This is a genomic window from Verrucosispora sp. WMMD1129 (genome assembly GCF_029581255.1).
GTDB classification, from domain to species: Bacteria; Actinomycetota; Actinomycetes; order Mycobacteriales; family Micromonosporaceae; genus Micromonospora; species Micromonospora sediminimaris.
On the sequence record NZ_CP120741.1, the window covers coordinates 3,555,271 to 3,581,031 of the forward strand.

Genomic DNA, 25,761 nt, shown 5'->3' on the forward strand with positions numbered 1-25,761 from the left:
GCGGACCCCGCCAGAAGCCCTGGGCGGTCGCGGGCGCCGACGCGCCGTTACCGGTCGGGGATCGGCGGTGAGGGACGCCGCTACAGCATCTCCAGCGGTTGCGGGCCGGCCGGCGGCGGGAACGCCGTGTCGAGTGCCGCCACGTCCTCCTCGCTCAGCTGCAGGTCGCGCGCTTCCGCGTTCTCCCGGGTGTGTGCGGGCTTGGACGACCGAGGTATGGCTGCAACCCTCTCCTGCCGCAGCAGCCAGGCCAGCGCCACCTGAGCGGGCGTGACCCCGTGCCGGGCGGCGGTCTCCGCGACTTGGGGGTGGCCGAGCAGTCGGCCCTGCTCGATCGGCGAGTACGCCATCACCGGGATTCGATGCTGGCGTAGCCACGGCAGCAGGTCGTACTCGGGACCGCGGCGGGTGAGGTTGTACAGGATCTGGTTGGTCGCGCAGGCGCTGCCGCCCGCATCGAGTAGTTCCGTCATGTCGGAAAGATCGAAGTTGCTCACGCCCCATTGCCCGATGTCGCCGGCGTCGACGAGTTCGGTGAACGCCTCGATCGTCTCCGCGAGTGGATTCGGGCCACGCCAGTGCAGCAGGTAGAGGTCGATGTGGTCGACGCCGAGTCGTTGCAGGCTGCGGCGGCAGGCTTGCACGGTACCCCGTCGGCTGGCGTTGGACGGCAGCACCTTGTCGACCAGAAAGACGTCGGCGCGTCGTCCGATGATCGCCTCGCCGACGAGTTCCTCGGAGGCGCCGTCACCGTACATCTCCGCAGTGTCGATCATGGTCATGCCCAGGTCGAGCCCGGTGCGTAGGGCGGCAATCTCGTCCTGCCGCCTCGCGGGACGCTCGCCCAGGTACCAGGTTCCCTGCCCGAGCACGGGCATCGTCTGGCCGGACGGTAGCTCGATCGCGTCGGCAGCGAGGGTCATGTCGTGACCTTTCCGGATCATAGGCACCAATGGGTTGCCTGCGTTACCCGCTGCGACAGGCAGCACACCTGGTAGCGGGCCTTCCCGCGCCGGCCCTCGCTGTGCAGAGGGCCCACATTGCCGCCCTTGAGTGGCGCTCGCTTGTCTGTTTGCCCGTGCCCGCACCGGGAAGGCGATCGCGTTCGAGCGATGTGCCGCCGACGGGGCGGTGCCGCGAGAGGAAGGCCGCAGAGATGGCGCAGAGCCAGCAGCCACTGACCGGCAAGCGAGTCGCGTGCCTCGCCGCCGACGGGGTGGAGGATGTGGAGTACACCCAGTCCCGGGCCGCCGCGGAGCAGGCGGGGGCCGAGGTCCACCTGATCTCGTTGCAGTCCGGCGAGATCCAGTCGATGAACCAGGACATCGATCCGGCCAACCGCTATCGGGTGGACCGGACCGTGGACGAGGCCGATCCGGCCGACTACGACGCCCTGCTGCTGCCGGGCGGGACGGTCAACCCCGACCGGCTCCGGATGAACCCACAGGCGATGGACTTCGTCCGGGCGTTCTTCCAGCAACAGAAGCCGGTGGCAGCGATCTGCCACGGACCCTGGTCGTTGGTCGAGACCGGAATGGTAAACGGCCGGACCGTCACCTCGTTCCCCAGTCTGCGCACCGACATCCGCAACGCCGGCGGGATTTGGGTGGACCAGCAGGTACAGGTCGACAACGGACTGGTCACCAGCCGCAATCCCAGCGACCTTCCGGCCTTCTGCGCCAAGATGGTCGAGGAGTTCGCCCAGGGCGAGGACGTCCGCCAAATGGCCACGGCCTGACCCGGTGGGGCTCAGGGCCGAGTAGTCAGGCCGGGCCCGAGCCCTGCGGGCGGCTATCCCGCCGGCCGGAATGCCACCGCTTGACAGCAGCTGCGCGGCCCACATTCAAAGCCGCGGCGGACGTCGCCGGCGACGCCTCGTCGGGGTTACGGCCGCCATCATCGGCATCACGGTGGTCGACCTGCTGGCGGCCGCGCAGGCAACCCGGTCGAAGGAAATCGGCTCAGTGCGGGCGGCACGGGGCTCGCGCAAGGGAGGATTCATGGAGCTGACAGCCACGACCACCATCCGCAAACCCCCAGCGGAGGTCTACGCGTTCTGGCGCGACCTCGACAACCTCCCGACGTTCATGGCACACCTGGAGGAGATCCGCGTCACCGGTGACCGTACGAGCCATTGGTCCGCCAGCGCTCCGTTCGGCAAGAACGTCGAGTGGGACGCGGAGATCGTCGACGAGGCGACCGGCGAGAGGATCGGGTGGCGGTCGACCGGCAACGCCGACGTGCCGAACTCCGGCACAGTCCGATTCGCGTCCGCCCCGGACGGTGTCAGCACCGAGGTCCACGTCGTCATGTCGTACGACATTCCGGGCGGCGCGGTCGGCAAAGCGGTGGCCAAGTACTTCGGCGAGGAGCCACACCAGCAGCTCGACGACGATCTGCGCCGACTCAAGCAGGTGCTGGAGACCGGCCAGGTGGTCCGCTCCGAGGGCGCCCCGTGGGGCAAGCGGGCCCGCAGGGAGTTCCCGCAGCGGCCGGCGCAACCGCCGTCGGATTCCGACCTCGCGAAGGGAGCGGACGCGTGAGGGCGAACACCTGGGCGGGTCGCAACAAGGTCAAGGTCCGTGACGTACCGGACCCCAAGCTCCTGAACGAGCGCGATGCCATCGTACGGATCACTTCCACCGCGATCTGTGGCTCGGACCTGCATCTGCTCGATGGGTATGTGCCCTCGATGCAGGACGGCGACGTGATGGGTCACGAGTTCATGGGCGAAGTGATCGAGGTGGGCCGGGGCGTCGACCCAGATCGGCTGCGCGTCGGAGACCGCGTTGTCGTTCCCTTCCCGATCGCGTGCGGAGCGTGCGGCGCCTGCGCCGCCGAGCTGTACTCCTGCTGCGAAAATTCCAACCCCAACGCCGGGATCGCGGAGAAGATGTTCGGCCACCCGGTCGCCGGGATCTTCGGCTATTCGCACCTGACCGGCGGCTTCGCCGGCGGGCAGGCACAGTACGCGCGGGTGCCGTTCGCCGACGTCGGTCCGTTGAAGATCGAGTCCGATCTGACCGACGAGCAGGTGCTGTTCCTCTCCGACATCCTGCCCACCGGCTACATGGGTGCCGAGTTGTGCGACATCCAGCCCACCGACGTGGTGGCGGTGTGGGGCGCCGGCCCGGTCGGCCAGTTCGCCATGGACAGCGCCGGGGTGCTCGGTGCGGCGAAGGTCATCGCCATCGACAAGGAGCCGTACCGGCTGCAGATGGCCGAACGGGCTGGCCACACGCCGGTGAACTTCGAGGAAGTGGACGTGCGGTCCCGGCTGCTGGAACTGACCGGCGGGCGGGGACCGGACAAGTGCATCGACGCGGTCGGCATGGAGGCCAGCCACGGCAGCGCACACGTCCACGCCTACGACCGGATCAAGCAGGCGGTCCGCATGGAGACCGAGCGCCCGCACGCGTTGCGGCAGGCGATCATGTCGTGCCGCAGCGGTGGCATAGTGTCGGTGATCGGCGTGTACGGCGGCTTCCTCGACAAGTTTCCCGCCGGCGCATGGATGAACCGGGCGCTGACGCTGCGTACCGGTCAATGCCACGTGCAGCGCTACATGAAGCCGCTGCTGCAGCGCATCGAAGGTGGCGAGATCGATCCGACCCGGGTCATCACCCACACCCTGCCGCTCGACGAGGCGGAACGCGGCTTCGAAATCTTCAAGAACAAGCAGGGCAACTGCGAGAAGGTCGTCCTCAAACCCTGACCATAAACCGCATCCCGGCGGGCACACAGCAACGTATCGGGTGCCTGCCTAACCGGGCCGGTATGTGACGCAAGAACGGAACCTCCCAGTACCGACCAGCCCGAGCTCCGAGAGGCGGCGTGCCGGTGACCGAGTGGCTGCTGCTGGCTGGGGGCGGGCCTGCTGATCGCGGCGAACGCGCTGTTCGTGGCTGCGGAGTTCGCCTTCGTCACGGTCGACCGATCGACGGTCGAGCGCCGGGCGCAGGAGGGCGACCGCCGCGCCGTTAGACTACTGGCACGGTGAACTCGTACCGAAGAACTGGGCGACCTCCGAACCGCTGCGCGTCGGCCGCGCTGTCGCCCTGTCTGGGACTGCCCCCGGTTCGGTCTCGCCGGGTGGGGGCGCTCGTGGGTCTGCGGTCGGGGCCGGTTCTTGCGGCACTGGCTCTGACTTTCCGGGTGCGGCTCAGCCGGGCAGGGTTTCGATCGGCTGGCCGGTGAGCGTGGCGATGAGGTCGAAATCTTTGTCGACGGCCAGGACGGTTAGTCCGGTCTTTTCGGCGGTTGCGGCGATCAGTAGGTCGGGGATTGACGGGGCGCGGTGTTGGCCGCGGTCGGCGAGCAGCATCTGCACTTCCAGTGCCCGGTCCTCGATTGCGGGTGTGAGGTGTTCGACCGGCATGAGTGACAGCGGTGGGGCGGCGAACTGTCGGCGTCCTGCTTCTCCGGAGCGCGCCGAGTAGCCGAGTTCGAGGCGCGTGATGGTGGAGAGGCGGACGAGTCCTCGGCTGATGCGTGCGCTCCACTCGTCGCGGTTCGCCGCTTGACCATGTTGGAGGCGTACGTACGCGGACTTGTCGATCAGCCAGCTCGTCACCGCCACGCGGCCTCCATCACCGTAGGGTCGGCGAGGTCGGCGAAGGCCTCTGCGGATCGTTGCCAGTCCTCGGCGGTGATCGTCCGGTCGCCAGTGGGGCTGATGTTCTCCTCGAACTTGCGGCGTAGGTACTCGTTGCGGGACAGCCCGAGGCTGGCGGCGGCGGCGTCGATGCGGTCCACGGCTTCTTGACTGAGATCACGGACGAGGATGTTGGGCATGTAGCACCTCCCTTGGGCGAATGATATCACGATATCATTCCGACGATGACGTGAACGCGGATCCGGAGCGTTGCCGCACATGCCTCGCTGGTCTACGGACAGGTCGAGCGGCCCCGGCTGGCACGAGCCACGGTCACCTGCCGTGATGGTGCTCCGTTGGTGCTCGGATGTCCGGTACTTGATCGGCACGAACTGATCGGAATCGGCAACGGACGCCTCGCTCGCCGACCATTTTACGCCTGATCTTGACCCTTCATCCGCTGTAGCGCCCGGACCAGCAGGTACTCAGCCGCTTGTTTCGGCACGCAGCACCACTCGGCGGCACACATGAAGCGCCGGTTACGCAGCGTGGAGAGCATCTGGTGGGTTCGGACTACGGATCAGAAGGTTAGGGGTTCGAGTCCCTTCGGGCGCGCAAGATCATAAGGGGTCCGGGCTGCGGAAACGCGGCTCGGGCCTTTCTGCTGTCCGGCCTGTTCGGACGGTGGGTGTCATGTGGGCGCCACTCGGGTGTTGTCACTTTCCGTGACGATAGGTTTCGTCGTGAAGTGTTGACCTGCGGCTTCTTGTGCTTGTCGGGTGCCTTGCGGCTGGAGTATGTGCCGCCGCTCGGGGTTGGTGGCGGTTGCGACGACAGTTCTTACGGATCTTGGCGCGGGTGCGGTGGGCGGCGGCGAGGACTAGGTGGGCGGTGGCGTCGGCGCAGCGGCGCTGTGCCAGGGGTAGGACGCTGGTGTAGGTGTCGGCGGTGACCAGGATGCTGGAGTGTCCGAGCATGTCCTGCAGGGTCTTGGGGTCGGCGCCGGCTTCGTGTGTGAGGGACGCGGCGCCGTGGCGCAGGTCGTGCAGCCGTACTGGCGGGATGCCGGCGCGTTTGACCAGGAGCCGGAATCGGCCGCTGGCGTAGCCGGGGTGCAGGGGGCTGCCGTCCTTGCGGACGAACACGTACCCAGAGTCGACCCACGTCTTTCCGGCCGCCTTCCGGCGGGCTTGCTGGTCTCGTTGGCGCTGCCGGTGGTCGCGTAGGACCTGGATGGTGCGTTTGTCGAGGGCGACTGGGCGGCGTCCGGCGGCGGTTTTGGGGTCGCCTTCGATGACCTGGTAGCCGGCGGTGGTGCGGTTGCATTCGACGTAGAGCATGCCGCGGTCGAGGTCGATGTCGGTCCACCGCAGTCCGCACATCTCGCCGCGGCGTAGGCCGCGTAGGGCGGTTAGCCACCAGAACGCGAACAGTGGGTCGTCGGTGACGGTGTCGAGGAACGCACCGAGCTGCTGCGCGGTCCATCCCGCGACGGTGGGGTGTTCGCCGGTGGTCTGCCAGGCGTGGACACGGTCGTCGGTCCACCTGGGCGTGGGGTTTGCGGTAGCCGGCGACGGTGATGTGCCGGGCCGGGTTCGCGGCGATCAGGCCGTCCTCGGTGACACCCTGGCGGACCGGACCGGCTGGGGGGGGAGGCGGTGTTCGGGGCGGTGTCTTCGGGCTCGCCACCTCATTGTCCGGGATCGTGATGACCGCGGTCACCGCAGCGAGCGATCAGCCGCAGTTGGCCTACAGCAATGCCGTGGGCGGGATCGCGGCGCAGACTGCGGCGGTGGCCGTGGCCGACATGTTCTACCGGCGGGTGAATCTCGAGCACGCGTCGGCGTCGATGTCGAACATTCTGTTCGGCTGCCTGCTGATCGCCCTGCTCGCCCTGGCGCTGCCGGCCACCTACACCCCCGGACGTCACCGTGGCCGGGGTGCACCCGGTTTCCCTGGTGATGATCGGTTGCTACCTCGGGGGGATCCGGATGGTCCGGGTCGCGGATGCCACCCCGATGTGGGACGCGGTGGACACGCGCGAAACCCGCCGCGACATTCCTCAGCCACATGGGTCGCTCGACCGCATGTCGACCCGTGGCCTATGGGGTCGCTTCCTTGCCGTCGGCCTGACCGTCGGCCTGGGCGGCTGGGCCATCGGCACCGCCGATGGCCCAGGGGATCGTGGAGGCGACCGGGCTCAAGGCCGGCTTCGTCGGCGGCGTGCTCATGGGAATGGTCAACGCCCTGCCGGAAACCGTCACCGCCGTCGCGGCGGTCCGCCGGGGCGCCATCACCCTGGCCATCGCCGCGATCATCGGAGGGAATTGCCTCGACGCGCTCAACCTCGTCATCGGAGACGCCGCGTTCCGCGGTGGTTCCTTGTTCCACGCCGCGCAGACCGACGAACTCTTCGTCACCGCCGCAGGTCTGTTCATGACCGCCGTCGTCCTCGCCGGCATGCTGGTCCGCCAACCCCGAGGCTGGGGCCGCGTCGGCTTCGAAGGCATTCTGCTGTTGGGCAGTTACCTCGCCATCGTCGCCGTCCTGGCCACCTGAGCCCGAGCTCGACCACCTGCGCAGCCGTCGGCTCGGCTGGCATCCGGGCCTGCTCGCCGCAGGTGGGAACGCGGAACCCGGCGCGCGGCCAGGCCGGCAGCGGACACCCGTGGCGGCGTGGTGCCGAAAGTCCGGCACCACGCCGCGAGGGAGCTACTTGCTGCCGGTGAGGGCGACCAGGGCGTTGGCGGTGCGGAAGTACGGGTTACGGCCCAGATCGCCGACGGTGGTGATGTTGAAGGCGTCCTTGAGCAACTTGGCGTCGCCGTCGCTGACCCCGGCGAGGGCGGACACCGGGGCGTCGACGATCTCGGTGAGGGTCTTGTCCTGGTAGGCCTTGTCGACCAGCTTGGTGAGGTCGGCGGTGACGGGCATGCACACTCCTTCGAAGTTCCGATCGGGCATACCGACCGGCTACGGACAAATCTGCCGAATTAGATCATGAAGCAGATGTAAAGATCCACTGTGGATTCCGAACAGTTCACGCCTCTTCGTCGCCGCCCTCGTCGTCGCCGAAGGAGTCGAAGACCTCCTCGGCGACCATGCCGCCGGCGAAGCCGAGCGCAGCGCCGCCGACCACCCCGGCGGCGACGGCACCCATGCCGGGGCCGCTGCGATGTTCGTGGTGCTCCTCCTTGTAGTGCCCGCCCGGGTGGCCGTATCCGGGAGCGCCGTAGGCGGGCTGCCCGTAGCTGGGCGGCGGAGGCGGGGGCGGGTAGCCGGGGGTGCCGTAGCTCTGGGCGGGTGGAGCGTAGCCGCTGCCGGCGTGCAGGCTCTGGTATCCGTCGAGCGCCTGACGGAGCCAGGTGTCGACCTGGGCGGCCCAGTCGAGGCGGTCAGCGTCGGCATGCGCGGCGTGGTAGCGGCCGAAGGAGTCGTGGCCGCCGGTGAACAGGCCGCCGCGCTTGTCGAACTCCAGCACCACGTCCACGCCGTGCTCGTTGGCCACGAAGGTCAGCTCGACCTCGTTGACGCCGTGGGCGTACTGCGGCGCGGCGTAGTACTCGATCTCCTGGTAGAACGGCAGCGTCTGGTGCAGCCCGGCGATGTGGCCACGCTCGAGGTCGGCGCTCTTGAACTGAAAACCGAGCCGGCCGAACGCGTCCAAAATGCGTCCTGCACCGGCAATGGGTGCACGTGCACCAAATCGAGGTCGCCCTTGTCGACCGCGCCACGGATGGCCACCTCGGTACGCAGGCCCATGGTCATGCCGTGCAGGTGCTGCCCGTACAGGTCGGTCACCGGGGTCTCCCACGGCACCGCCACCTGCAACGGCAGCGACAGCTGCTGACCTTCGCGCAGGTGCAGGCCACCCGCGACCTGAACGCGGTGGAACTCGATGAGGGCGTCGTAGTCCTCGTCCGCGCCGTCGATCTCCACCCGAGTGACCAGACCGACGGTGATGTGGTCGATGTTCACGTCGTGGCTGCCGCCGGTCAGGTTCACCTGCCCGCCCAGCATCAGCCCTGGGCGGGTGCTCGGATTGGACAGGACGGTATCGACGCTCGGGCCGCCCACCCCGAACGTGCCCAGCATCTTCTTGAACACCACGAACCTCTCCCTCGACGACCACCGAACGCGCGGCAACCGCAGATCCGGTGGAACTTCCACACGGAACCCTTGTGCCGCAACACAACTGACGACGTCCATAATGGAAGCCGCCGTGCCGGGAACCTACCAACGCCACCTGAGAAATAGCTGATTGCATCCACGCGGTCACTCTCGGGTGGAGCTGTGGCGGATCGGATCTGGCCTCGGTGGAGCGTGACGCCATTCCCACATCACGTGCCAGTCAGCCGTCGGCCGGGGGCCCGTCAGGAGGTTGTCTGGTCCTCGCCGGCCTCGTGCCCGTCGCCGCGCGCCGGCATGGCGCGCAGGCGCACCCGGGTGATGGCCCGCCCGGTCACCTCCGCCACCTCGGCCGTCAGGCCGGGTAGTTCGATCATCTCGCCGGGCGTCTTCGGGATGTGGCCGAGGTGCGCCAGGACCAGGCCCGCCACGGTCGTGTAGTCCCCGGTCTCGAGTGTGTCCTCGTCGAGGTCGATGCCGATGTCGGTCAGGTCGTGCAGCGGGAAGCCGCCGGGCAGCAGCAGTGCCCCGTCCGGCTCGCGTACGACGGCCTGGACGTCCCGGTCGGTCTCGTCGTAGATCTCCCCGACGATCTCCTCGACCAGGTCCTCCATCGTCACGATCCCGTCGATGGATCCCCGCTCGTCGACGACGAGGGCGAACTGCTGCCGTTGGGCGCGCATTTCCCGGATCGCCTCGGTGACCTTCAACGTCTCCGGCAGATACACCGCCGGGCTGACGTACTGGGCGACCGGGCCCTCCTGGTCGAGCAGGTCCCGCATGTGCACCACGCCGACGGTGTCGTCCAGGCCGCCGCGACCCACGACCGGGGCTCGGGTCTGTCCCGACTTGCCCAGCTCGCGCAGCGCCTGCGGTGCCGTCAGCGACGCAGAGAGGGTGACCACCTCGCGACGCGGGACGAGGATCTCCCGCAGGATCCGCTCGGCCACCTCGAAGGCGCCAGAAATGATCATCCGGTGTTCGGGAGTGAGGTTGCGCTGGGCGGCGACCATGTCTCGCAACTCCTCGGTGGTGACCTCCTCCCGCCGGGCGCGGGGGTCACCGCCGCTCAGGCGTACGACCGCATCGCTGGCCTTGCTCAGCAGCCAGACCGCCGGCCGGGAGAACGCCGACAACGCATCGAGGGGGCGGGCGACGAGCAGCGCCCAACCTTCGGCGCGCTGCATGGCGATCCGCTTCGGTGCCAGCTCACCCAGCACCAGCGTGACGAACGTCAGCAGGACGGTCACCACGACGATGGACACCGGCTCCGCCGCGCCGCCGAGAAATCCCAAGGGGCCCACGAGCGGCTGGGCCAGGGACACCGCCGCCGCGGCCGACGCCAGGAAACCCGCCAGGGTGATGCCGATCTGAATCGTGGCCAGGAAGCGATTCGGGTCCCGCGCCAACTTCGCCAGCACCCGCCCGCCCCGGGAGGTCCGCTCCAGGCGCTGTAGCTGGCTTTCCCGCAGCGACACCAGCGCCATCTCGCTGCCCGCGAACACCGCGTTTACCAACACCAACACGAACACGAGCGTGACCTGCACGCCATAGCCACCCACGGCCTGTTCGACGCCTCCTCCAGCGGACCCTCCGGAGCATCAACCGTAGCCGCCGCGTACATTCCATCCACCAAGGGCTGGCTAACACGAAGGGCATTTCGCCACCCATCGGGGGATGCGCCACCGGTGCCCGACATGTGCACGTCAATTGACGAACGGGAGCGCACATGCTGATCGACCGTCTCGACGAACTGGTGACGATCGTCCGTGAGCTAGGTCGTCCAGTCGCCTCGTTGCTCGTGCCGGGTACTTCCCGCGGGGAGGTGGAGCGCGCGTACGGTGCGCCCGTGCCCGAGGACGTGGCCACCTGGTTCGGCTGGTGTAACGGAGTTCGCTCCGAGCCCGGGCAGATCCAGGACACCGTGAACCTGGTCCCCGGCTACCGGCCGCTGTCGGCGGCTGAGGCCGCTGCCCTTCGGCCAACGTATGAGGACGATCCGGTGCTTGGTACGCGGTGGATGCCGCTGCTCGGCGGACCGAGTGGTGACCTCTACGCGGCGGTGTGGTCCGGGAACGAGCGGCCCGGCATCGCCGGAGTGCTGATTGGTGAACCGACCGAGATTGGGCTGTTTCCATCATCCGCCGGGATCCCCACAGGACCTCAGGGGGTTAAAGATCAAGCTTAGTGGTGGGGTTGCTGGTGTACATCTGGCCCGAATGATGGCAGCCGGAAGAGGCCCATGCCGCCTCCCCCGCACGGACTCTGCTCGCGACCCCGATACATCGCCCTCAGCTATCACTGTCCACGCGATTCACGCGCCAAAGTCGTTGCGCCGAGCGGGACGCTCGGCCACAGACCGGCTCACTTCGGGTTCTACACCAGCAGAGTCTCCCGCATCCGCGCGCCCAGGTTGATGCCGCCGACCACCCGAGGACCGGTTGGATCGTGGACGTCGAGGGTGTTGTTGCGGCGCATCGCCTCGCGTACCGGCGGCGGTAGGCGGGGCGGGTCGTCGATGGCGGCGAGAACCTGCCCGGCGGTCGAGATCAGGCGGTCGGCCAGCGCTGCGGCGTCGGTGTCCACCCGCACCTGGCCGTACTCGCAGCCGATGATGGTGAGATCGAGCACCTCGAACACGCGGGCCAGGAACAGATCCGGGTCGGTCACCTGGCCGAGCCGGGGCGCGCGGCTGCCGACCACTGAGACGGCGGCGCTCACCTGCACGTACGGGTGAAGCCCGCCCGGCAGCGCGAACAGTGGCCACCGCAGTGCCGGCCCGGCCTCCTTCCACAGCGGTCGGTAGCTCCGGCGGTGCACCAGGAGTCGCCGGCCCGTACGCCGGTGCACGTCGTGGGCTTGGGCCTGCAGGTCCGCGTGAGCCTCGTCGGCGACCTCGCTGACGATCCGGGCCGCCACCACCAGGCCGTCGTCGTCGTTCAGTATCCGCGTGATCGCTTCGACCTGCTCGGAGAACCGGGCCGGCGAGCCGACGCCGTACCGGTGCCGGACATCCCGCAGCAGTGCCTGCTGCCGCCCTGGATCGAGCTGGACCCGCTTGCTACCCAGCAACTGCCGGAGCCAACGCATCTCGCCTCGTTTCAGCCGCTGGAACGCAGCAATGCTAGTGCGCCGGATACCCCTCGTACCGCATGGGGTGCCGAGTAATTCCTAACCTTGCGCGCGGAGAACGGGTGCAGATGGCGAGGCGACCGGCACTGAACCGGCTGCTGACGAAGCCAACCGTCCGCCTGCCGCCGCCGGTCGCACGCTCCGGGAGGGGACGCGGTCGCGGACGACTGGGATCATGGGCCGATGATGCATTCGTTCCATCTCGCACTGCTTCCGCCGGCCTTGACCTTGCGCACCCTGCGTCGCAGGCCCCGGGCGGCTGGGCTGCGGCACGCCGAATGCCTCGCGCTCATGCGACTCGGCTCCCCGGCGTTGTCGGTGGAACGGATGCAGTTGCGACGCCTGGCGATGTTCGCCGAATGGGACGACGAATCGGCGTTGGATCGGTTCCTCGCAGACGACGATCTAGGGCGGCGGCTCGACGGCGGATGGCATGTGCGACTGCAGTACCTGCGGCGTTACGGCGAGGTGGCCGCCCTCGCCGGCCTGCCGATGCAGGCGGGCCGATGGGATCCGGAGGAGCCGATCGTGGCCGTCACCCTCGCCCGGCTCAAGCTTCCCGAACTACCCCGGTTCCTGAAGTGGGGGCGGCCGGTCGAACGCTTGGTCGCCCGCCACCCCGGCACCACGTTCGCCACCGCAGCGGTACGCCCGCCCAACACGTTCTCCACCTTCACGATCTGGCGCAGCGTCCGCGAGATGACCGACATGGTGTACGGCCGCAGCGCTGTCCCACAGGCACAGACACATACCGTCGCCATGGCTGAACAGCATCGCCGGGACTTCCACCACGAATCCGCGTTCATGCGGTTCCGCCCGTTGTCGGAACATGGAACCTGGGAGGGGCGCAGCCTTCTCCCTGACGTTGGCGCGTGAGGCGCCTGCGAACCTGGTTTGGGTACTCCGCGAGCGAGTGTGAGGAGTGTGGCGGCAGGCCGCCGGTCAATGACCTACCGGCTCGGGTCTGCGGCTGAGCCCTTGCTTCTTGACATGCTCGATCAGCGCTACGAGAACCTCTTTGGATGACTGCCGCTCTCGCGCGTCGCACAACATGACAGGCACGTCCGGGTCGAGGTCCAAGGCCAGTCGCACCTCGTCAAGGCTGTACTGGCGGGCATTCTCGAAGCAGTTGACGGCCACGATGAATGGCAGCCTCGTCCGCTCGAAGTAGTCGACGGACGGAAAGCAGTCGGCGAGCCGCCGGGTGTCTGCCAGGACCACGGCGCCCAGGGCGCCGATCGTGAGTTCGTCCCAGACGAACCAGAAGCGGTCTTGGCCTGGGGTGCCGAACAGGTAGAGAACGAGTTCCTCGCTGATGGTGATCCGGCCGAAGTCCATCGCCACGGTCGTTGTCGATTTCGTCTCGACGCCGGAGATGTCATCGACACCCACGCCCTGCTCGGAGAGAACCTCCTCAGTGCGTAGAGGCTTGGTTTCGCTGACGGATCCCACGAGGGTGGTCTTGCCTACGCCGAAGCCACCCGCTATGAGGATTTTGATGGCGGTGGGAAGGGTCACTTGGCCCGTCCGCTCAGAGTTGACGTAGTCCATTGATGAGCGCCTCGAATACGCTGTCGTCGGGAAGGGTGGCGGCTTGACGAGGATCGTTGACCTGGACAAATCCCTGCGCGATCAGTCCGTCCAGCAGCACTCGGACGGTGCCAAGAGGCAGGCTGAGATGCGCGGCCACTTCTGCGAGTGCGAGCGGTCGTTGACAGAGGTGAATGATCCGCGCCTGTTCTGGTGCAATCCCCACCTCGGATGGCGGGGCCGATCGCGTCGAAAGGACCAGAGCGACCACATTGAAGCTGTTGGCTGGCTTGGCTCGTCCGCCCGTAACGGCGTATGGCCGGACCACCGGCCCGGCTTCGTCATCTAACCAGACTGGTTCTTCGTCGGGCATCGTCATGGCGGCCCCTAGTTGTTGGTGTGCTGGCTCGGCCGGGTCGGAGAGGCGAGGAACTTGCCGGCTCGCGCAACGACCATTGCCATCTCGTACGCGACAAGTCCGACGTCGGTGTCTTCGGCCGCAAGGACGGCCAGGCATGCGTTGCTTCCGGCCGCGGTGACGAACAGGAACGACGACTTCATCTCGATGATGGTCTGTTGCACGGGTCCGCCGCCGAACCGCTTGCTGGCACCCTTCGCGAGGCTCTGGATGCCCGATGCCATCGCGGCCAGATGTTCCGCGTCGTCTCGGCTGAGCTGGGCGGAGGAAGCCATGAGCAGTCCGTCAGCGGAGAGCACGATGGCATGCTCAGCCTGCTTGACGCGCCCGACCAGGTCGTCGAGCAGCCAGGCCAAATCGCCCGTGGAATTCTGCTGCACTTGCCCGTTCCTCTTTCTTACCGGTCGGTTTCGGCCGCGGACGTGTTGTCGGCGGCGTTGCGTTGCTCGTCCTCGTCGGCGTCAACGAGACGTGCGGCGTCATCGCGCCCTCGGCGGGTGCCGGATTGGTACGAGGCCATCATCCGGCGAATGTCGTCGGGGGATCGCCCCGCCTCGTCGTCCTCCGGTGGCTGTGGTTGGCCTGGTGACGAGTCGCGTAGTTGGCGCGCGATGTTGGCCTGACGGACTCTCATCGGCAGGCCGTGCTCAGTGTGCTCGGTGTGTTCGGCAGCAGGTTCGGGCCGCTGCCGTACGCTGGGCGCGCTCTTGACCGGTCCTTCGGTGACGGTCGCGGCGGCGTCAGCGGCGGCACGCAGCGGGCGCACTGCGGGCAGTTCCATCGTTTCGCCGTGCACGGGTGTGGGCTCCGCGACGGCGACAGAGGCAGGCCGGGGGGTGGGGACGCGCTGGGCGTCGCTGGCGCCAACCGCGTCTCTGGACGTACCCACCGTCGGGGAGGAGGCCGCGCCGATCGGGTCGGCGGTCGTGACCAGGTCCTTGGGGAGGAGCACGACTGCCGTCGTCCCGCCGTACGGTGACGGCTTCAACCGCACTGCGAGGTGGTGTTTCGCGGCCAGCCGGCTGACGACGAACAGCCCCAGTTTCTTGGCGTCGGCGAGGTTGAATTCGGCGGCGGTGGCGAGGTCGGCGTTGGCGGCGGCCAGATCGTCCTCGGCCATGCCGAGACCTCTGTCCTCGATCTCGATGGCGAAGCCGTTGGCTACGAGTTGTCCACGCACCTCGACAGGGGTGCTCTTCGGCGAGAAGGTCAGGGCGTTCTCGATCAGCTCGGCGAGCAGATGGATGATGTCACCGGCGGCCCGGCCGGCGAGCGCGACCGACCCGAATGGCATCACCTTCACCCGCGTGTAGTCCTCCACCTCCTGCACGGCGGCGCGGGCGACGTCGACCATGGGCACGTTGCGGCGCCAGCCACGGCCGGGCGTCGCGCCCGAGAGAACGATGAGGTTCTCGGCGTTGCGCCGCATCCGGGTGGCGAGGTGGTCGACGCGGAAGAGGTCTTCGAGTTCGTCGGCGTCCTCCTGACGACGCTCCATCTCGTCGAGGAGGGTCACCTGGCGGTGGACGAGGGCCTGGGTGCGCCGGGCCAGGTTCAGGAACACGTCGCGTACGTTGCGGCGTAGTTCCGCCTGCTCGACGGCCGTACGGACAGCCGTCTCCTGAACGGCGTTGAAGGCCTGGCCGACCTGCCCGATCTCGTCAGCGCCGAAGTCGAGCGGCGGTGCCTCGGCGGCGACGTCCACCTTCTCGCCACGCTGAAGGCGTTCCACCACCGCGGGGAGTCGTTCGTCGGCGAGTTGATGGGCCGCGTCACGGAGTCGCTGCAGTTGAGCTACGAGAGCACGCGCGGTGGTGATGGAGACAACGATCGACGCGATGACCGCCAGCAGACCCAGGCCGGCGGCGAGGACCAGCCGGACGATCACCCCGACCGCGACAGGCACCGCGCGCTGCACCAGATTGTCACCGCTGCCGAGAACCATCTCCTGCAGATGGGTCAACGCCGCGGGTGCGACCTCGTTCCATTCCTCAGCGGTAACGTCTGGACGGGCCGATCCTCGAGTGCTGATCACCCGGTCCTCGAGCTGACGCAGGCTCCGGAACGCATCTCCGTTGAGGACCTGGTTGAAGGCGGCCTGGTCGGAGTCGTTCAGCTGGGTGCGATCCGCGACGAAGCGTTGCGCGATGACCAGCTCAGTGAACCGAACCTGTTCACCAGCGGTGATCCGTTCGGCGGCGAGAGCGCCGGTGAGCAAGGCGTCCTCCTGCGAGATGATCTCGCGGAGACGGTACAGCTCGATCAAATTCTGGGTGTCCTGCTGGATTTCGGGATCATCGAGCGTGCCGACGACATCGTAGACGGCGAACATCGACTCGACGAGGTCGCTGTAGGTGCCGATGGTGCTTGCCCGGTCGACTGACCGATCGTCGATTGACTCGCGGACTTCCGGCAGTCGATCGAGCTGGGCGATCGCCTCATTCACGCGTTGTTCGGCGTCGCTACTGCTGGCCATACGGGCTAGCCAGCTACGCGCGGTGGACTTGAAGGCGGTGGCGTTCTTGTCGACCGCCAGACGGGCGGCGTCGAGTGCGTTCTTCCGGTCGGCACTGGGACCACCGAGGTAGACGACGGCTAGGCGTCGTTCAACCTGGAGGTCCAGCAGCAGCGGCTCACTCGGGGAGACGATCTGGCTGTCGATCGCTTGGACGCCAAGGAGGTCCACACCGTCTCGGAGGGTAACCCAGGCGGCGAATGCCCAGAGAGCGACGAGTGAGGCGAGGAGCGCGATGACCTTGGTGCGCAGATTGGCGCTGCGAGACCGCATTGAACCGTCCGATGCCGAGCAGAGGAACTTGTCGGCAGAGGCATGCCGACCAAGCCGCCGGTGTAGGCAGACCGACGCACGCTAGCAGTTATCTGACTATTGACTCAAGACCGTCACTAAGTGTGACGTCCACAAAGGACTCGTGTGTCCTGAGGCGAATGCTGTCAGTCGTGACCGCCGAACATCTACGCGCATTCGGACAGGTAGGTCAGCAGCCTCCCGGCACTGTGCTGGGCTGCCAGAACTGTGGCGCGGACGATCAAGGTGGGTTGGTACAGATCCTTGTCATGCCACAGCGCCGGTCCCGTTGTGCCCTCGTGTTGACACAGGTAGGCGTGCCCGCGACCAACCGCGTCAATTACCTTGGGTGTCCGGGTGCCGCTGGCCAGCAAGATGTGCAACGCGTAAGCCGTTTCCTCTGCGGTAGCACTCCAGGTGCCCCAGCCGCCGTCGGTGCGTTGGGCGGCAAGTGTCCACTCGACCGCGCGATCCAGCGGTTTCGCCACTGTCGTCGGCTCCCCGAACTCTGCCAACGCCTGCACGCAGCAGGAAGTCGCGTAGTAGTGCGAGGCGTGCCACCTGTCGGCCCAACTCCCCTGGAGTTCCTGACGATCCAGCAGGGCCGCCACCAGCCGTCGCACAGCAGCGCGATGGCGCGGCTGCGCGCCCGGCTGCTCCGCCAGTCGCTGGCCCAAAGCGTCGAGCACGTGGGCGTTGGTCGTGGTGCTGAAACCGTCCTCACCTGGCCACGTGGCGAAACCCTCGGGTGTCTCGTAAGGCCACAGACAGTCGGTTGACGCCGAGACGCCGAGGCGGCCGAGAGCGGCCAGAGTCACGGCGGTGGTGTCAGCGTCGGTCGGCAGCCCAGGACCCGTCGGCGTTCCGGTCGCCCCCAGGTCGGCGGTCAAGCTGCCCACCAGCCCCTGGGATCCGGTCAGGTCGATGCCGGCGCGAGCCAGGATGGTGGTCACCCAGGCTCGTTCGAAGACGGTGATCGGGGCTGCGCACGGCACGGGACCGCCGTAGCGATCGACGGCGCCTTCCAGGTATGCCAACGCCCCGTGGCCGCCGGGACGGTCGGGCCTGCCGAGCCACGCGGCGGTGGCCGCCGGCGAGGCACCCACCGTGCCCGAGGCGTTTGGTACGACGCCGCCCGCGGCGGGGGCGAGGTCGGCCACGACCTCCAACGCGTGCAGCAGCTTGTCGGGGATAGGTGCGCCGGTGGCCACCAGGTGACGTACGGCGGTGAGTCGCTGTCGGGTCACGCCACGTGGTAGGCCGAGCGGGGTGGAGCGCTGCCACCGTTCCAGAGCGGCTGGCGGCGGCATGGCCGGGCGGTGAATGTGGTCGTTGATGCGATCAGCGAGTGCGGGGACGATCATGTCGAGGGCCGGGGTGTCGGGTAACGGACCACCGTCGTTCACGAGCCCGGTCAGGGCGACCAGAGCCCGGTCGACGGCGTGAACCAGACGCGCCCGGTCCGCCGGTGGATCGGCGTGCAGGACCGTCAGTAGTGCCTCTGTCGCGCTCAGGGTGGGGACGAGACTGTAACCCCCCGGGGGCCCCCAGCCGCCGTCGGCCCGCTGGGTGTCGAGCAGATAGCGCACCCGGTCGCCGTGTCCGATCAGCCACGGGGCGAGGCTCACCAGCCGGGCGGTCTCGTACGGTGAGGGGGATGTGCGGCCAGCTGGATCGCGCATCATCTCCGCGACGAGGTCGCGGACCTGCCCGCGTACGGCGGCGGTCTTGCTGGTCGGTCTCCGCCCGCTGACGGTTGTCACCGGGATGCCCAGAAGTCGGTCCCGTGGTAGAAGCCGGCCGTGAAGCCGAGCACACGCCGCAGGTAGGTCACCTGCCGCGGGCTGACCCCGGCCAGCGGGTCGAGCAGTTTGTGGCACCGGTCGGCCAGGTCGATCGCCTGCTGGCGCACCTCGTGTTCGCCGACGCCCAACATCAGGATGTTCAGATCGCCGGCCTTGACGTCCCGGTTGTAGCTGGCCAGGTCGTTGACCAGCCGGAGAACCTTCTCCACCTCGTAGCTGGCGGTGACCAGCGCGGTCAAGTGCTCCTCGGTGTCCACCGCGCTCGTGGCGATCCAATGGGAGATGTTGACCCAGGTGGCGCCGTAGCCGGCGGCGTTGGCCAGGTAGTCACCGGCAGACGGCAGCTCGGCCATCTTGTTGTTTCGGTCTGTTCTCCACCGCCACTCCCGTAGCTCGGCGTCGAGCATGCGACGCAACTCGCCCTGCCACAGGTGACCCAGGCGTGAGAACAGCGGTGTAGCTGCCAGATCCTCGCGGATGTCCGCCAGGAACTGCGTGAGTTGGTCGCCGTCGGCTGGCGCGGAACCCGCCGCTACGGCGGTACAGGCGGTGGCGGTGGCAGTGGCTTCTTCCAGGGAGCCGATCTCCGAGTCGATCCGCCAGTCCTCTGCCGTCACCCACAGCGATGCGCGGTTCGCGGTACGCAGTTCGGCGGCGGTGCACCACGGGGCGATGAAAGCGGTGGACAGTGCCAGAGCGCTCAGCATGGCGGCATCGACGGGAGGATCGGGAAAGAGAGCGGGATACGTGGCGACCCGGTCCTGCAGGTCGCGTTGCCCTCGCACGGCCACGGAACAGATCCGTCCCTGTTCGGCGCTCTGCTCAAGCGTGGCGGCCAGGGTGTCCGAGGGCATCAGTGGCTCCTGCTGGCGACGGAGTGCTCGCGACGCGACAGGGTCAGCTCGACTCGCCGTCGGGGGCGCAGTGAGGCGGCGACCCGTGGTGCGGGCACTGTGGGATCAGTCAGTGTGAAGCGGAACCTACTGATCAAGGTCGCCACGATCAACAGGGCCTCCACGTTGAACAGGTGTTCCCCGAGGCATCTGTGCATGCCGAGCCCGAACGGGTAGTAGGCATGGCGGTGAGGCGCGTCCGCGTCGGCGCGGCCGGGTGCGAAGCGCTCCGGATCGAAGGATTCGGCGGTGGAACCCCAGTAGGTCTTCATCCGCTGGGTGGCGTACGGGGAGAGGATGACGGTCGCGCCCTGCTCAATCCGCACTCCGCCCAGCACGTCGGCAGCCAATGCGCGCCGGGGGACGATCCAACCCGCCGGGTACAACCGAAGGAGTTCGCTGAGCACCATCTGGGTGTAGGTGAGCTGAGGCAGGTGCTCCGCCCGCACCGGCCCGGCACCGACAACCTGATCGACCTCTGCGTAGAGCCGGTCGGCGACGTCGGCGTGGTTGGCGAGGACCGGCCAGAGCCATGTCAACACGACGTAGCTCGTCTCCGTGGTGACCGCCACCATCGACACCAGGTCGTCGCGCATCTGCCGTTCGGACAACGGCTGGCCGTCACGTTGGGCACGTGCCAGCGTCGACAACACGTCGTCGCCGTCGCCGGGTTGGCGCACCGCGGCGCGGAGGACCGGCAGCAGGATTCCGTCGATGGTCTGCACGGAGCGGCGGAAGCGACGGTCGCCCGGCATCGGGATCCACCACGGTGCGAAGGGAGCCAGCAGACGTGGTGCCATGGAGGTGACGATGTCCTCCTGCGCCGCCATGATGCGCAGCGCGTCGTCGACCGAGACCCGGGAGTCGAAGAAGACCCGCATGATGGCGGCGCAGACGAGGCGGGACAACTCTGCGCCGATGTCGACGACGCTGCCCGCTGCCGCCGCCGTGTCCAGCCGATCGGTCGTCTCGTCGATGGCCTCCGCCATCGTGTCGACAAGCGCGTCGATGCGGCCACGCCGGAAAAGTGGGGCCAGTGTCCTACGTGATGCCAGCCAGGTGTCGCCCTCGGCGAGGATGCCGTCGCCGACCAGTTTGCGGACCGAGCGCCAGAGTGCGGTGTCATCGCCTCGGGGGTAGTTGGCAGCCCGGTCCTGCAACACCTGCCGTACATGGTCGGGATGGGTCACGAGGTACGGACTGGAGACGCCGAGCCCGAGACGTACGACCTCACCGCCGGCGGCCTCACCGGCGTCCACCAGGGACTGATGTGCGTCACGGAGGAAGCTGGGCAGCGCCTTCCAGGCCGGCACAGACATGGGTCTGCCGGCGGCTCCTGCCTTCGGTGCCCCCATCGCGGACCCCTTCCTGTGGCTGGCCTCGAAGTTGCCGAGCGCGCAACTTCCAGGACTTAATGCAGCCTCAGTGTGCAATTTGTGAAGGCAGTCTCGCAATGGGTGACCAGCTTTGTCACTCGGCCTTGCGCCACCACCGCCGGCCTGCAGGTCGCTGCCGCGACTCGGGTCCTGCCGCTCCCACCGGTAGCAACCGTGCTCATCTGCCCTTGGGGCTGTGGCGGGCGTACTTGTTGCGGAACTTCTCGACGCGGCCGGCGGTGTCGAGCAGGCGCTGCCTCCCGGTCCAGAAGGGGTGGCTGGCGGAGGAGATCTGGACGTCGATGACGGGGTAGGTGTTGCCGTCGGTCCATTCGATGGTCTGGTCGCTGGTGGCGGTGGAGCGGGTGAGGAAGGCGAAGTCGGCGTCCTTGTCGCGGTAGACGACGGGCCGGTATTCGGGGTGGATGCCGGGCTTCATGCGGGTCGTGCTCCTTCGGTGTCGGTCAGTTCCGCCGTGGCGAGGGGGAAGCAGCCGGTGAACGGGTCGGGGTAGGTGCGCCAGGTCTGTTCGCCGTCGGCGAGTTCGGCGTCGGTGAGCAGGCAGCCGGAGAGGGTGCGGTGCAGCTCGGCGGGGTCGGTGTCGAGGCCGATGAAGACCAGGTGCTGGTGGCGGTCGCCGTAGTAGGGGTCCCAGTCGAGGGTGGCGGCGAGGCGGCGCTGGACCTCGACGTGTTCCCAGCGGTCCTCGGGCAGGCTGACCAGCCAGTGCCCGAGGGAGCCCATGGCCAGGCCGCCGCCGGCGAAATCCCAGGCGATGACCGTGTCGGGTTGGCTGGCCAGCCAGAGGTGGCCCCGAGAGCGGATCATCTCGGCGTTGACGTCTTCGAGGACGTCGTGCAGGCGCTGGGGGTGGAATGGGCGACGGGCCCGGAAGACGGCGGAGACGACTCCGCAGTCGGATTCCGGCTCGTGCGCGCCGAGGGTGTAGCCCTGCAGACCACGGGCGAGGACCCCGGGAGTCTCCGGCCGGTGTCGGTGGGTGTGGCGCAGTTGTCGGGTGAGCGTGTCGGCGTCGACGAGGTCGCCGTCGACGCGGATGTGGGTCGCCCAGGGCGCCATCCGTTGCAGGAGAACCGCCAGCCGGCTGGTGTCGAACGCCCCCTCGCGGGACTGTCCCCAGAGGACGAGGGTGTCGGCGTACTCGATCTGCCGGACGACGACGTCGGCGAGCGCGCGGTGGTCGTCGTCGGCGGCCTGGATGCCGAGCGTGGCGAGGTCGTCGGTGCTGGCCAGGCCGTCGAGCAGGTGCTCGGCGTCGAGGACGGTGACGTAGGAGTCGACGCGCAGCAGGTCGGTGATGGGTGCGCCGTCGACGAGGCAGTGGGCGCAGGCGGCGGCGACGGCTTCGGGTTCGACCACCTCGGGCAGCATCAGCACCTGGTCCCGGCCGGGGTGGCTGCGGCTGAGCCGGACGAGGGTTGGTAGCACGTCCTCGCGGAGTGTGCACGAGACACAGCCGTGTCGCAGGGTGACCTGCTCGTCCTCGATGATGCCGGCACCGGTGCGGACCACCCGCCGAACGACGCCGTCGCGGATGCCGGTGAGGTCGTGCCGTACCAGCAGCAGCGAGGTGTCGGCGGCGAGCAGCGTACGGGCGACGGCGAAGGTCGCCGCTGGCCAGAACCCGGACAACACGGTCAGCGACGGACGGGTGTCGGCGTCCGATGTCACCGCACGGGTCGGGGCCTGTGGTGACGACGACATGGGATTCCTCTCGACTTAACTGAAAACGATTGTCATTCTATACACATGCTAGCTCCGGAAGTGAACAGGGCGGTGTCGGCGGAGGGGTGCCAGGTCGACGAGGTCCTCACCGTCACGGTCCACCTGACGCTCGCCCCGGGCGCGCGCGAGCAGGACGCAGACCGCCTCGCCGCCCTGCTCGCCTTGCTCGGTGGTGACCCAGGGCGGGTGTCGCCGTCGCGTGACACGGACCCGGATCTGCGGATCCATCCGCATGCGCGAGCGGTGTACCGCGGTGGTGCCGAGGTCGTGTTGACCCGACGGGAGTACGACCTGCTGTGGTGTCTGGTCGAGCATCCGCGCCAGGTGTTCACCCGGATGCAACTGCTGGACAAGGTCTGGGGTCAGCCCTACACGAGCCTCCGCAGCGTGGACGTCCACGTCCGGCGGCTGCGCGCCAAGATCGGAGTCGATCTGCCGGTGGTGACGACACTGCGCGGAGTCGGCTACCGCCTCGGCTCCGACTGTGCCGTCGAGATCGTCACCGACCCCGGCGCGGAACCGGCCGATCGGCTGATGCGATACTGAAAACCGTTGTCGTTATCGTGGCACCTGACCTAGGAGCGATCACTGTGTCCAGACGTTGCGACGTCACCGGCGCGGAGCCGAGTTTCGGCAACGCCGTGTCCCACTCCCATCGGCGCACTCGCCGCCGTTGGAACCCGAACCTGCAGAACCACCGTTACTGGCTGCCGTCGCAGCGGCGGTGGGTCAGCCTCACCCTGACGGCGAAGGCGTTGAAGACCGTGGACCGTAAGGGCATCGAGAAGGTCGTCGCCGAGCTGCGTAGCCGGGGAGTGAAGCTCTGATGGCCCGCCAGACAGATGTCCGGCCGATCGTGCGGCTGCGCAGCACCGCCGGTACCGGCTACACGTACGTCACCCGCAAGAACCGCCGCAACGACCCCGACCGTCTGACCCTGCGCAAGTACGACCCGATCGTGCGCCGGCACGTCGAGTTCCGCGAGGCACGCTGATGGCCAAGAAGAGCCTGGTCAACCGGCAGGCCCGGCGCGCGGATCTCGTCGCTCGGCACGCCGAGGCGCGGGCGGAGCTCAAGCGGGCGGTCGCCCACCCGGACACCGACCCGGACGTACGCGCCGAGGCGGTCCGCCGGCTCGGCCGGCTGCCGCGCGACTCCAGCCCGGTGCGACTGCGCTCGCGGGACCAGATCGACGGCCGCCCACGCGGCGTGCTGACCCGCTTCGGGCTCTCCCGCGTCCGGTTCCGCGAGATGGCCCTGCGCGGCGAGCTACCCGGAATCCGTAAAGCGTCGTGGTGATCTCACGGACGCCGGGGCGCCTCGGGTCGTAGCGCGGCCGTGGTCCGAGACCCGTGCGAAGGAGTCGGTCGCGCGCAGACACGCCATCACACTCTGGGAATGCCCGCGAACCCGCGCTTGCGGTGACCGACGGGCACTGTGACGTCAGCGGGTGGCGGCGGTCGGTACGACATTGCTCTGCCGGGTGTCGCCGGCGCGCAGGTAGGTAGGTCACTGACACGGGTTGGCCGGGTTCGGCGGACCGCAACGCGCCGATGAACGCCTCCAGCGTGTCGGTGCGCTCATCGGCCATCTGGATGACGATGTCGTCCGGGCGCAGGCCGGCCGTGGGGTGCTGGGCGGCAACCGTCATCCATTCGTCGTGTTGCCCGCCGCGCGATACTGGCTCAGCTACGCCGAACCCCGGGCGACCCCACCGGCACCCGTCGTCCCAAGCGGCATGGTGCACCGCCGCCACTACCCGTGTCCGGCGGACGGAGGTCCCAGCGCCGTCCGACCTTGCGACGAAGGAGTACCGATGAAGGCACGGCAAGCACTCCTCGCCTTGATGATGGTCGGCGTGCTGACGCTGGCCGGCTGCGCGAACGACAGCGGTGATCAGGCGGCCTCGTCGCGAAGCTCGTCCGACGGGTCCACAGACGTGGGAACCGACAGCTACGACTTCACCGTCCCGACGCTCGACGGCGGCAACTTCGACGGCCGCAGCCTGGCCGGCAAGCCGGCGCTGCTGTGGTTCTGGGCCCCGTGGTGCCCCACCTGCCTGGGGCAGGCCAAACCGGTCACCGATCTCGCGACCAGGTACCAGGGCAGAGTTGCCGTGGTCGGGGTGGCTGGTCTGGACAAGGTCCCGGCGATGCACGACTTCGTGCGGATGGCCAAGATCTCCGGCTTTCCGCAACTGGCCGACGAACAGGGCCTGGTCTGGAAGCGGTTCAAGATGACCGAGCAGAGCACCTTCGTGGTGCTCGACAGCCAAGGAGCGGTCGTGTCCCGCGGCCGTGTCGATGTCGACAAGCTGCCCGAACTGCTCGATCCGCTGCTGGTGGGTTGAGATGCTGGACGCACCGCTGGGCTTGGCGGTCGCCGCCGGGATGCTCGCCGCGGTCAATCCGTGCGGGTTCGCGCTGCTGCCGGCGTACCTGTCGCTGCTGGTCGCGGGCGAAGCGGAGACCGACCGTGGGGCAGCCGTCGCCCGGGCCCTGGCCGCCACCGCCGCGATGACCGTCGGTTTCGTCGCCGTCTTCGGCCTGTTCGGTCTCGTCCTCTCTCCCGTAGCCGGCTCGGTGCAGAGGCACCTTCCCTGGGTGACCGTCATTCTGGGTCTGCTGCTGCTCGCATCGGGTGGTTGGCTGCTGGCCGGCCGGCAACTGCCGGGACTGCGGCTGGCGGTCTGGCGCGCCCCGACGGTGCGCCGGTCACTGCCGTCCATGGTGGTGTTCGGCGCCGTATACGCGGCGGCATCGCTGTCATGCACGATCGGCCCGTTCCTGGCCATCGTCGTGAGCAGCTTCCGCGCCGGCTCGATCGTCGCCGGGGTCGGGCTGTTCTGTGCGTACGCGGCCGGCATGGGCCTGACCGTCGCGGTGGCCGCTCTCGCCGTGGCCCTCGCCCGCGACGGCCTGCTCCGCCGGATCCGTCGCGCCGCACCACTGCTGTCCCGCCTCGGTGGCGCGCTGCTCGTGGTCGCCGGTGCCTACGTGGCCTGGTACGGCTGGTTCGAGATCCGGATTCTGCGCGATGTCACGACCGACGACCCGATCATCGCCGCTGCCGGCGCGGCGCAACGCTGGTTGGCCACTCAACTCGACCGCACCGGGGCCACGACTCTCACGGTGATCCTGGCCGCCCTCCTGGCCGGCGCGGCGATCGGCTGGTGGCGCCAACGACGACGGCAGAACCACCCGACCCGGCAGCCCGCGGGGACGAGCACGGCGGAGCGACCGGACTGAGCAGTCCGCTCTCGCTCTGACGTGGCCGGGCGGGCTCGGCGTGCTGCCGGGCCCGCCCGATCAGTTGGTTGGTTGGGTGGTGGTG

28 protein-coding genes and 2 pseudogenes are annotated in these 25,761 nt (G+C 68.3%); 13 read left to right on the forward strand and 17 right to left on the reverse strand.

Annotated features, from left to right (window positions below; translation table 11 throughout):
* Positions 1-80 precede the first annotated feature (80 nt).
* Positions 81-923 carry an aldo/keto reductase gene (locus O7624_RS16585; protein ID WP_282236432.1) on the reverse strand — a complete coding sequence of 281 codons (843 nt, stop codon included), beginning with the start codon at positions 921-923 and terminating at the stop codon, positions 81-83.
* 233 nt (positions 924-1,156) lie between these two features.
* On the opposite strand from O7624_RS16585, the gene O7624_RS16590 reads away from it, so the two are divergent.
* From O7624_RS16590 to O7624_RS16605, 4 genes are all read left to right on the forward strand, one after another.
* The gene (locus O7624_RS16590) at positions 1,157-1,738 is read left to right on the forward strand and encodes a type 1 glutamine amidotransferase domain-containing protein (RefSeq protein ID WP_282236433.1); all 582 of its coding nucleotides are present in this window, start codon (positions 1,157-1,159) and stop codon (positions 1,736-1,738) included.
* A gap of 262 nt (positions 1,739-2,000) precedes the next feature.
* Positions 2,001-2,543, forward strand: coding sequence for an SRPBCC family protein (locus O7624_RS16595; RefSeq protein WP_282236434.1), 543 nt, complete (start codon positions 2,001-2,003; stop codon positions 2,541-2,543).
* Entirely contained in the window at positions 2,540-3,715 is a 1,176-nt protein-coding gene (locus O7624_RS16600; RefSeq protein WP_282236435.1) for a zinc-dependent alcohol dehydrogenase, read from the forward strand. The genes O7624_RS16595 and O7624_RS16600 overlap by 4 nt, the downstream gene beginning before the upstream one ends.
* A 165-nt stretch (positions 3,716-3,880) precedes the next feature.
* Positions 3,881-4,000 (forward strand): CNNM domain-containing protein, encoded by a 120-nt coding sequence (locus O7624_RS16605; protein WP_282240658.1) that lies wholly within the window; start codon positions 3,881-3,883, stop codon positions 3,998-4,000.
* 162 nt (positions 4,001-4,162) lie between these two features.
* On the opposite strand, the gene O7624_RS16610 is transcribed toward O7624_RS16605, so the two are convergent.
* The 3 genes from O7624_RS16610 to O7624_RS16620 all read right to left on the reverse strand — a co-directional run bounded on the left by O7624_RS16610 (position 4,163) and on the right by O7624_RS16620 (position 5,976).
* Positions 4,163-4,579 (reverse strand): PIN domain nuclease, encoded by a 417-nt coding sequence (locus tag O7624_RS16610; RefSeq protein WP_282236436.1) that lies wholly within the window; start codon positions 4,577-4,579, stop codon positions 4,163-4,165.
* Positions 4,570-4,794 carry a hypothetical protein gene (locus O7624_RS16615; RefSeq protein WP_282236437.1) on the reverse strand — a complete coding sequence of 75 codons (225 nt, stop codon included), beginning with the start codon at positions 4,792-4,794 and terminating at the stop codon, positions 4,570-4,572. Before O7624_RS16615 ends, O7624_RS16610 begins: the two co-directional genes overlap by 10 nt.
* Positions 4,795-5,310: 516 nt before the next feature.
* Positions 5,311-5,976, reverse strand: coding sequence for a site-specific integrase (locus tag O7624_RS16620; protein ID WP_282236438.1), 666 nt, complete (start codon positions 5,974-5,976; stop codon positions 5,311-5,313).
* Between the two features lie 232 nt (positions 5,977-6,208).
* On the opposite strand from O7624_RS16620, the pseudogene O7624_RS16625 reads away from it, so the two are divergent.
* A pseudogene (locus O7624_RS16625) lies at positions 6,209-7,153 on the forward strand (cation transporter); the annotation flags it as partial.
* Between the two features lie 153 nt (positions 7,154-7,306).
* Here O7624_RS16625 and O7624_RS16630 read toward each other — a convergent pair.
* The 3 genes and pseudogenes from O7624_RS16630 to O7624_RS16640 all read right to left on the reverse strand — a co-directional run bounded on the left by O7624_RS16630 (position 7,307) and on the right by O7624_RS16640 (position 10,284).
* A complete protein-coding gene (locus tag O7624_RS16630) occupies positions 7,307-7,528 on the reverse strand; it encodes a hypothetical protein (protein WP_282236439.1) in 222 nt (73 codons plus the stop codon).
* Positions 7,529-7,634: 106 nt separating this feature from the next.
* Positions 7,635-8,704 (reverse strand): annotated as a pseudogene (locus O7624_RS16635) (sporulation protein).
* Positions 8,705-8,967: 263 nt separating this feature from the next.
* Positions 8,968-10,284, reverse strand: a complete 1,317-nt coding sequence (locus O7624_RS16640; RefSeq protein WP_282236440.1) for a hemolysin family protein — start codon at positions 10,282-10,284, stop codon at positions 8,968-8,970.
* A 167-nt stretch (positions 10,285-10,451) separates the two neighbouring features.
* Here O7624_RS16640 and O7624_RS16645 point away from each other — a divergent pair, with 167 nt between their 5' ends.
* Positions 10,452-10,910 (forward strand): hypothetical protein, encoded by a 459-nt coding sequence (locus O7624_RS16645; RefSeq protein WP_282236441.1) that lies wholly within the window; start codon positions 10,452-10,454, stop codon positions 10,908-10,910.
* A 188-nt stretch (positions 10,911-11,098) separates the two neighbouring features.
* On the opposite strand, the gene O7624_RS16650 is transcribed toward O7624_RS16645, so the two are convergent.
* The gene (locus O7624_RS16650) at positions 11,099-11,812 is read right to left on the reverse strand and encodes a hypothetical protein (protein ID WP_282236442.1); all 714 of its coding nucleotides are present in this window, start codon (positions 11,810-11,812) and stop codon (positions 11,099-11,101) included.
* 225 nt (positions 11,813-12,037) lie between these two features.
* Between O7624_RS16650 and O7624_RS16655 the strand changes: the two genes are divergently transcribed.
* The gene (locus O7624_RS16655) at positions 12,038-12,730 is read left to right on the forward strand and encodes a hypothetical protein (RefSeq protein WP_282236443.1); all 693 of its coding nucleotides are present in this window, start codon (positions 12,038-12,040) and stop codon (positions 12,728-12,730) included.
* 66 nt (positions 12,731-12,796) lie between these two features.
* Here O7624_RS16655 and O7624_RS16660 read toward each other — a convergent pair whose 3' ends face one another.
* The 9 genes from O7624_RS16660 to O7624_RS16700 all read right to left on the reverse strand — a co-directional run bounded on the left by O7624_RS16660 (position 12,797) and on the right by O7624_RS16700 (position 22,407).
* Complete coding sequence (locus O7624_RS16660; RefSeq protein WP_093410709.1) at positions 12,797-13,405, reverse strand: ATP/GTP-binding protein; 609 nt, start codon at positions 13,403-13,405, stop codon at positions 12,797-12,799.
* A complete protein-coding gene (locus tag O7624_RS16665) occupies positions 13,386-13,763 on the reverse strand; it encodes a DUF742 domain-containing protein (RefSeq protein WP_093410706.1) in 378 nt (125 codons plus the stop codon). The genes O7624_RS16660 and O7624_RS16665 overlap by 20 nt, the downstream gene beginning before the upstream one ends.
* Positions 13,764-13,771: 8 nt before the next feature.
* A complete protein-coding gene (locus tag O7624_RS16670; RefSeq protein ID WP_093410703.1) occupies positions 13,772-14,182 on the reverse strand; it encodes a roadblock/LC7 domain-containing protein in 411 nt (136 codons plus the stop codon).
* A 17-nt stretch (positions 14,183-14,199) separates the two neighbouring features.
* Positions 14,200-16,590, reverse strand: a complete 2,391-nt coding sequence (locus O7624_RS16675; RefSeq protein WP_282236444.1) for a nitrate- and nitrite sensing domain-containing protein — start codon at positions 16,588-16,590, stop codon at positions 14,200-14,202.
* A gap of 185 nt (positions 16,591-16,775) precedes the next feature.
* On the reverse strand, positions 16,776-18,371 hold the full coding sequence (locus O7624_RS16680) for a prenyltransferase/squalene oxidase repeat-containing protein (RefSeq protein ID WP_282236445.1): 1,596 nt from the start codon (positions 18,369-18,371) through the stop codon (positions 16,776-16,778).
* The gene (locus tag O7624_RS16685) at positions 18,368-19,267 is read right to left on the reverse strand and encodes a terpene synthase family protein (protein WP_282236446.1); all 900 of its coding nucleotides are present in this window, start codon (positions 19,265-19,267) and stop codon (positions 18,368-18,370) included. The genes O7624_RS16680 and O7624_RS16685 overlap by 4 nt, the downstream gene beginning before the upstream one ends.
* Positions 19,267-20,619 (reverse strand): cytochrome P450, encoded by a 1,353-nt coding sequence (locus O7624_RS16690; protein WP_282240659.1) that lies wholly within the window; start codon positions 20,617-20,619, stop codon positions 19,267-19,269. Before O7624_RS16690 ends, O7624_RS16685 begins: the two co-directional genes overlap by 1 nt.
* A gap of 241 nt (positions 20,620-20,860) precedes the next feature.
* The gene (locus O7624_RS16695; RefSeq protein WP_093410695.1) at positions 20,861-21,121 is read right to left on the reverse strand and encodes a type B 50S ribosomal protein L31; all 261 of its coding nucleotides are present in this window, start codon (positions 21,119-21,121) and stop codon (positions 20,861-20,863) included.
* Positions 21,118-22,407 (reverse strand): GTP-binding protein, encoded by a 1,290-nt coding sequence (locus O7624_RS16700; RefSeq protein ID WP_282236447.1) that lies wholly within the window; start codon positions 22,405-22,407, stop codon positions 21,118-21,120. Before O7624_RS16700 ends, O7624_RS16695 begins: the two co-directional genes overlap by 4 nt.
* A gap of 45 nt (positions 22,408-22,452) precedes the next feature.
* Between O7624_RS16700 and O7624_RS16705 the strand changes: the two genes are divergently transcribed.
* The 6 genes from O7624_RS16705 to O7624_RS16730 all read left to right on the forward strand — a co-directional run bounded on the left by O7624_RS16705 (position 22,453) and on the right by O7624_RS16730 (position 25,676).
* Positions 22,453-22,974: a winged helix-turn-helix domain-containing protein gene (locus tag O7624_RS16705; protein WP_282236448.1), complete on the forward strand. Its 522-nt coding sequence runs from the start codon at positions 22,453-22,455 to the stop codon at positions 22,972-22,974.
* Between the two features lie 44 nt (positions 22,975-23,018).
* Positions 23,019-23,255, forward strand: a complete 237-nt coding sequence (gene rpmB / locus O7624_RS16710) for a 50S ribosomal protein L28 (protein WP_093410688.1) — start codon at positions 23,019-23,021, stop codon at positions 23,253-23,255.
* Positions 23,255-23,422 carry a 50S ribosomal protein L33 gene (gene rpmG, locus O7624_RS16715; RefSeq protein WP_093410686.1) on the forward strand — a complete coding sequence of 56 codons (168 nt, stop codon included), beginning with the start codon at positions 23,255-23,257 and terminating at the stop codon, positions 23,420-23,422. The genes rpmB and rpmG overlap by 1 nt, the downstream gene beginning before the upstream one ends.
* Entirely contained in the window at positions 23,422-23,727 is a 306-nt protein-coding gene (gene rpsN, locus O7624_RS16720) for a 30S ribosomal protein S14 (protein ID WP_282236449.1), read from the forward strand. The genes rpmG and rpsN overlap by 1 nt, the downstream gene beginning before the upstream one ends.
* A 517-nt stretch (positions 23,728-24,244) precedes the next feature.
* Positions 24,245-24,778, forward strand: a complete 534-nt coding sequence (locus O7624_RS16725; RefSeq protein WP_282236450.1) for a redoxin domain-containing protein — start codon at positions 24,245-24,247, stop codon at positions 24,776-24,778.
* Between the two features lies 1 nt (position 24,779).
* Positions 24,780-25,676: a cytochrome c biogenesis CcdA family protein gene (locus O7624_RS16730; RefSeq protein WP_282236451.1), complete on the forward strand. Its 897-nt coding sequence runs from the start codon at positions 24,780-24,782 to the stop codon at positions 25,674-25,676.
* Positions 25,677-25,761: the final 85 nt, after the last annotated feature.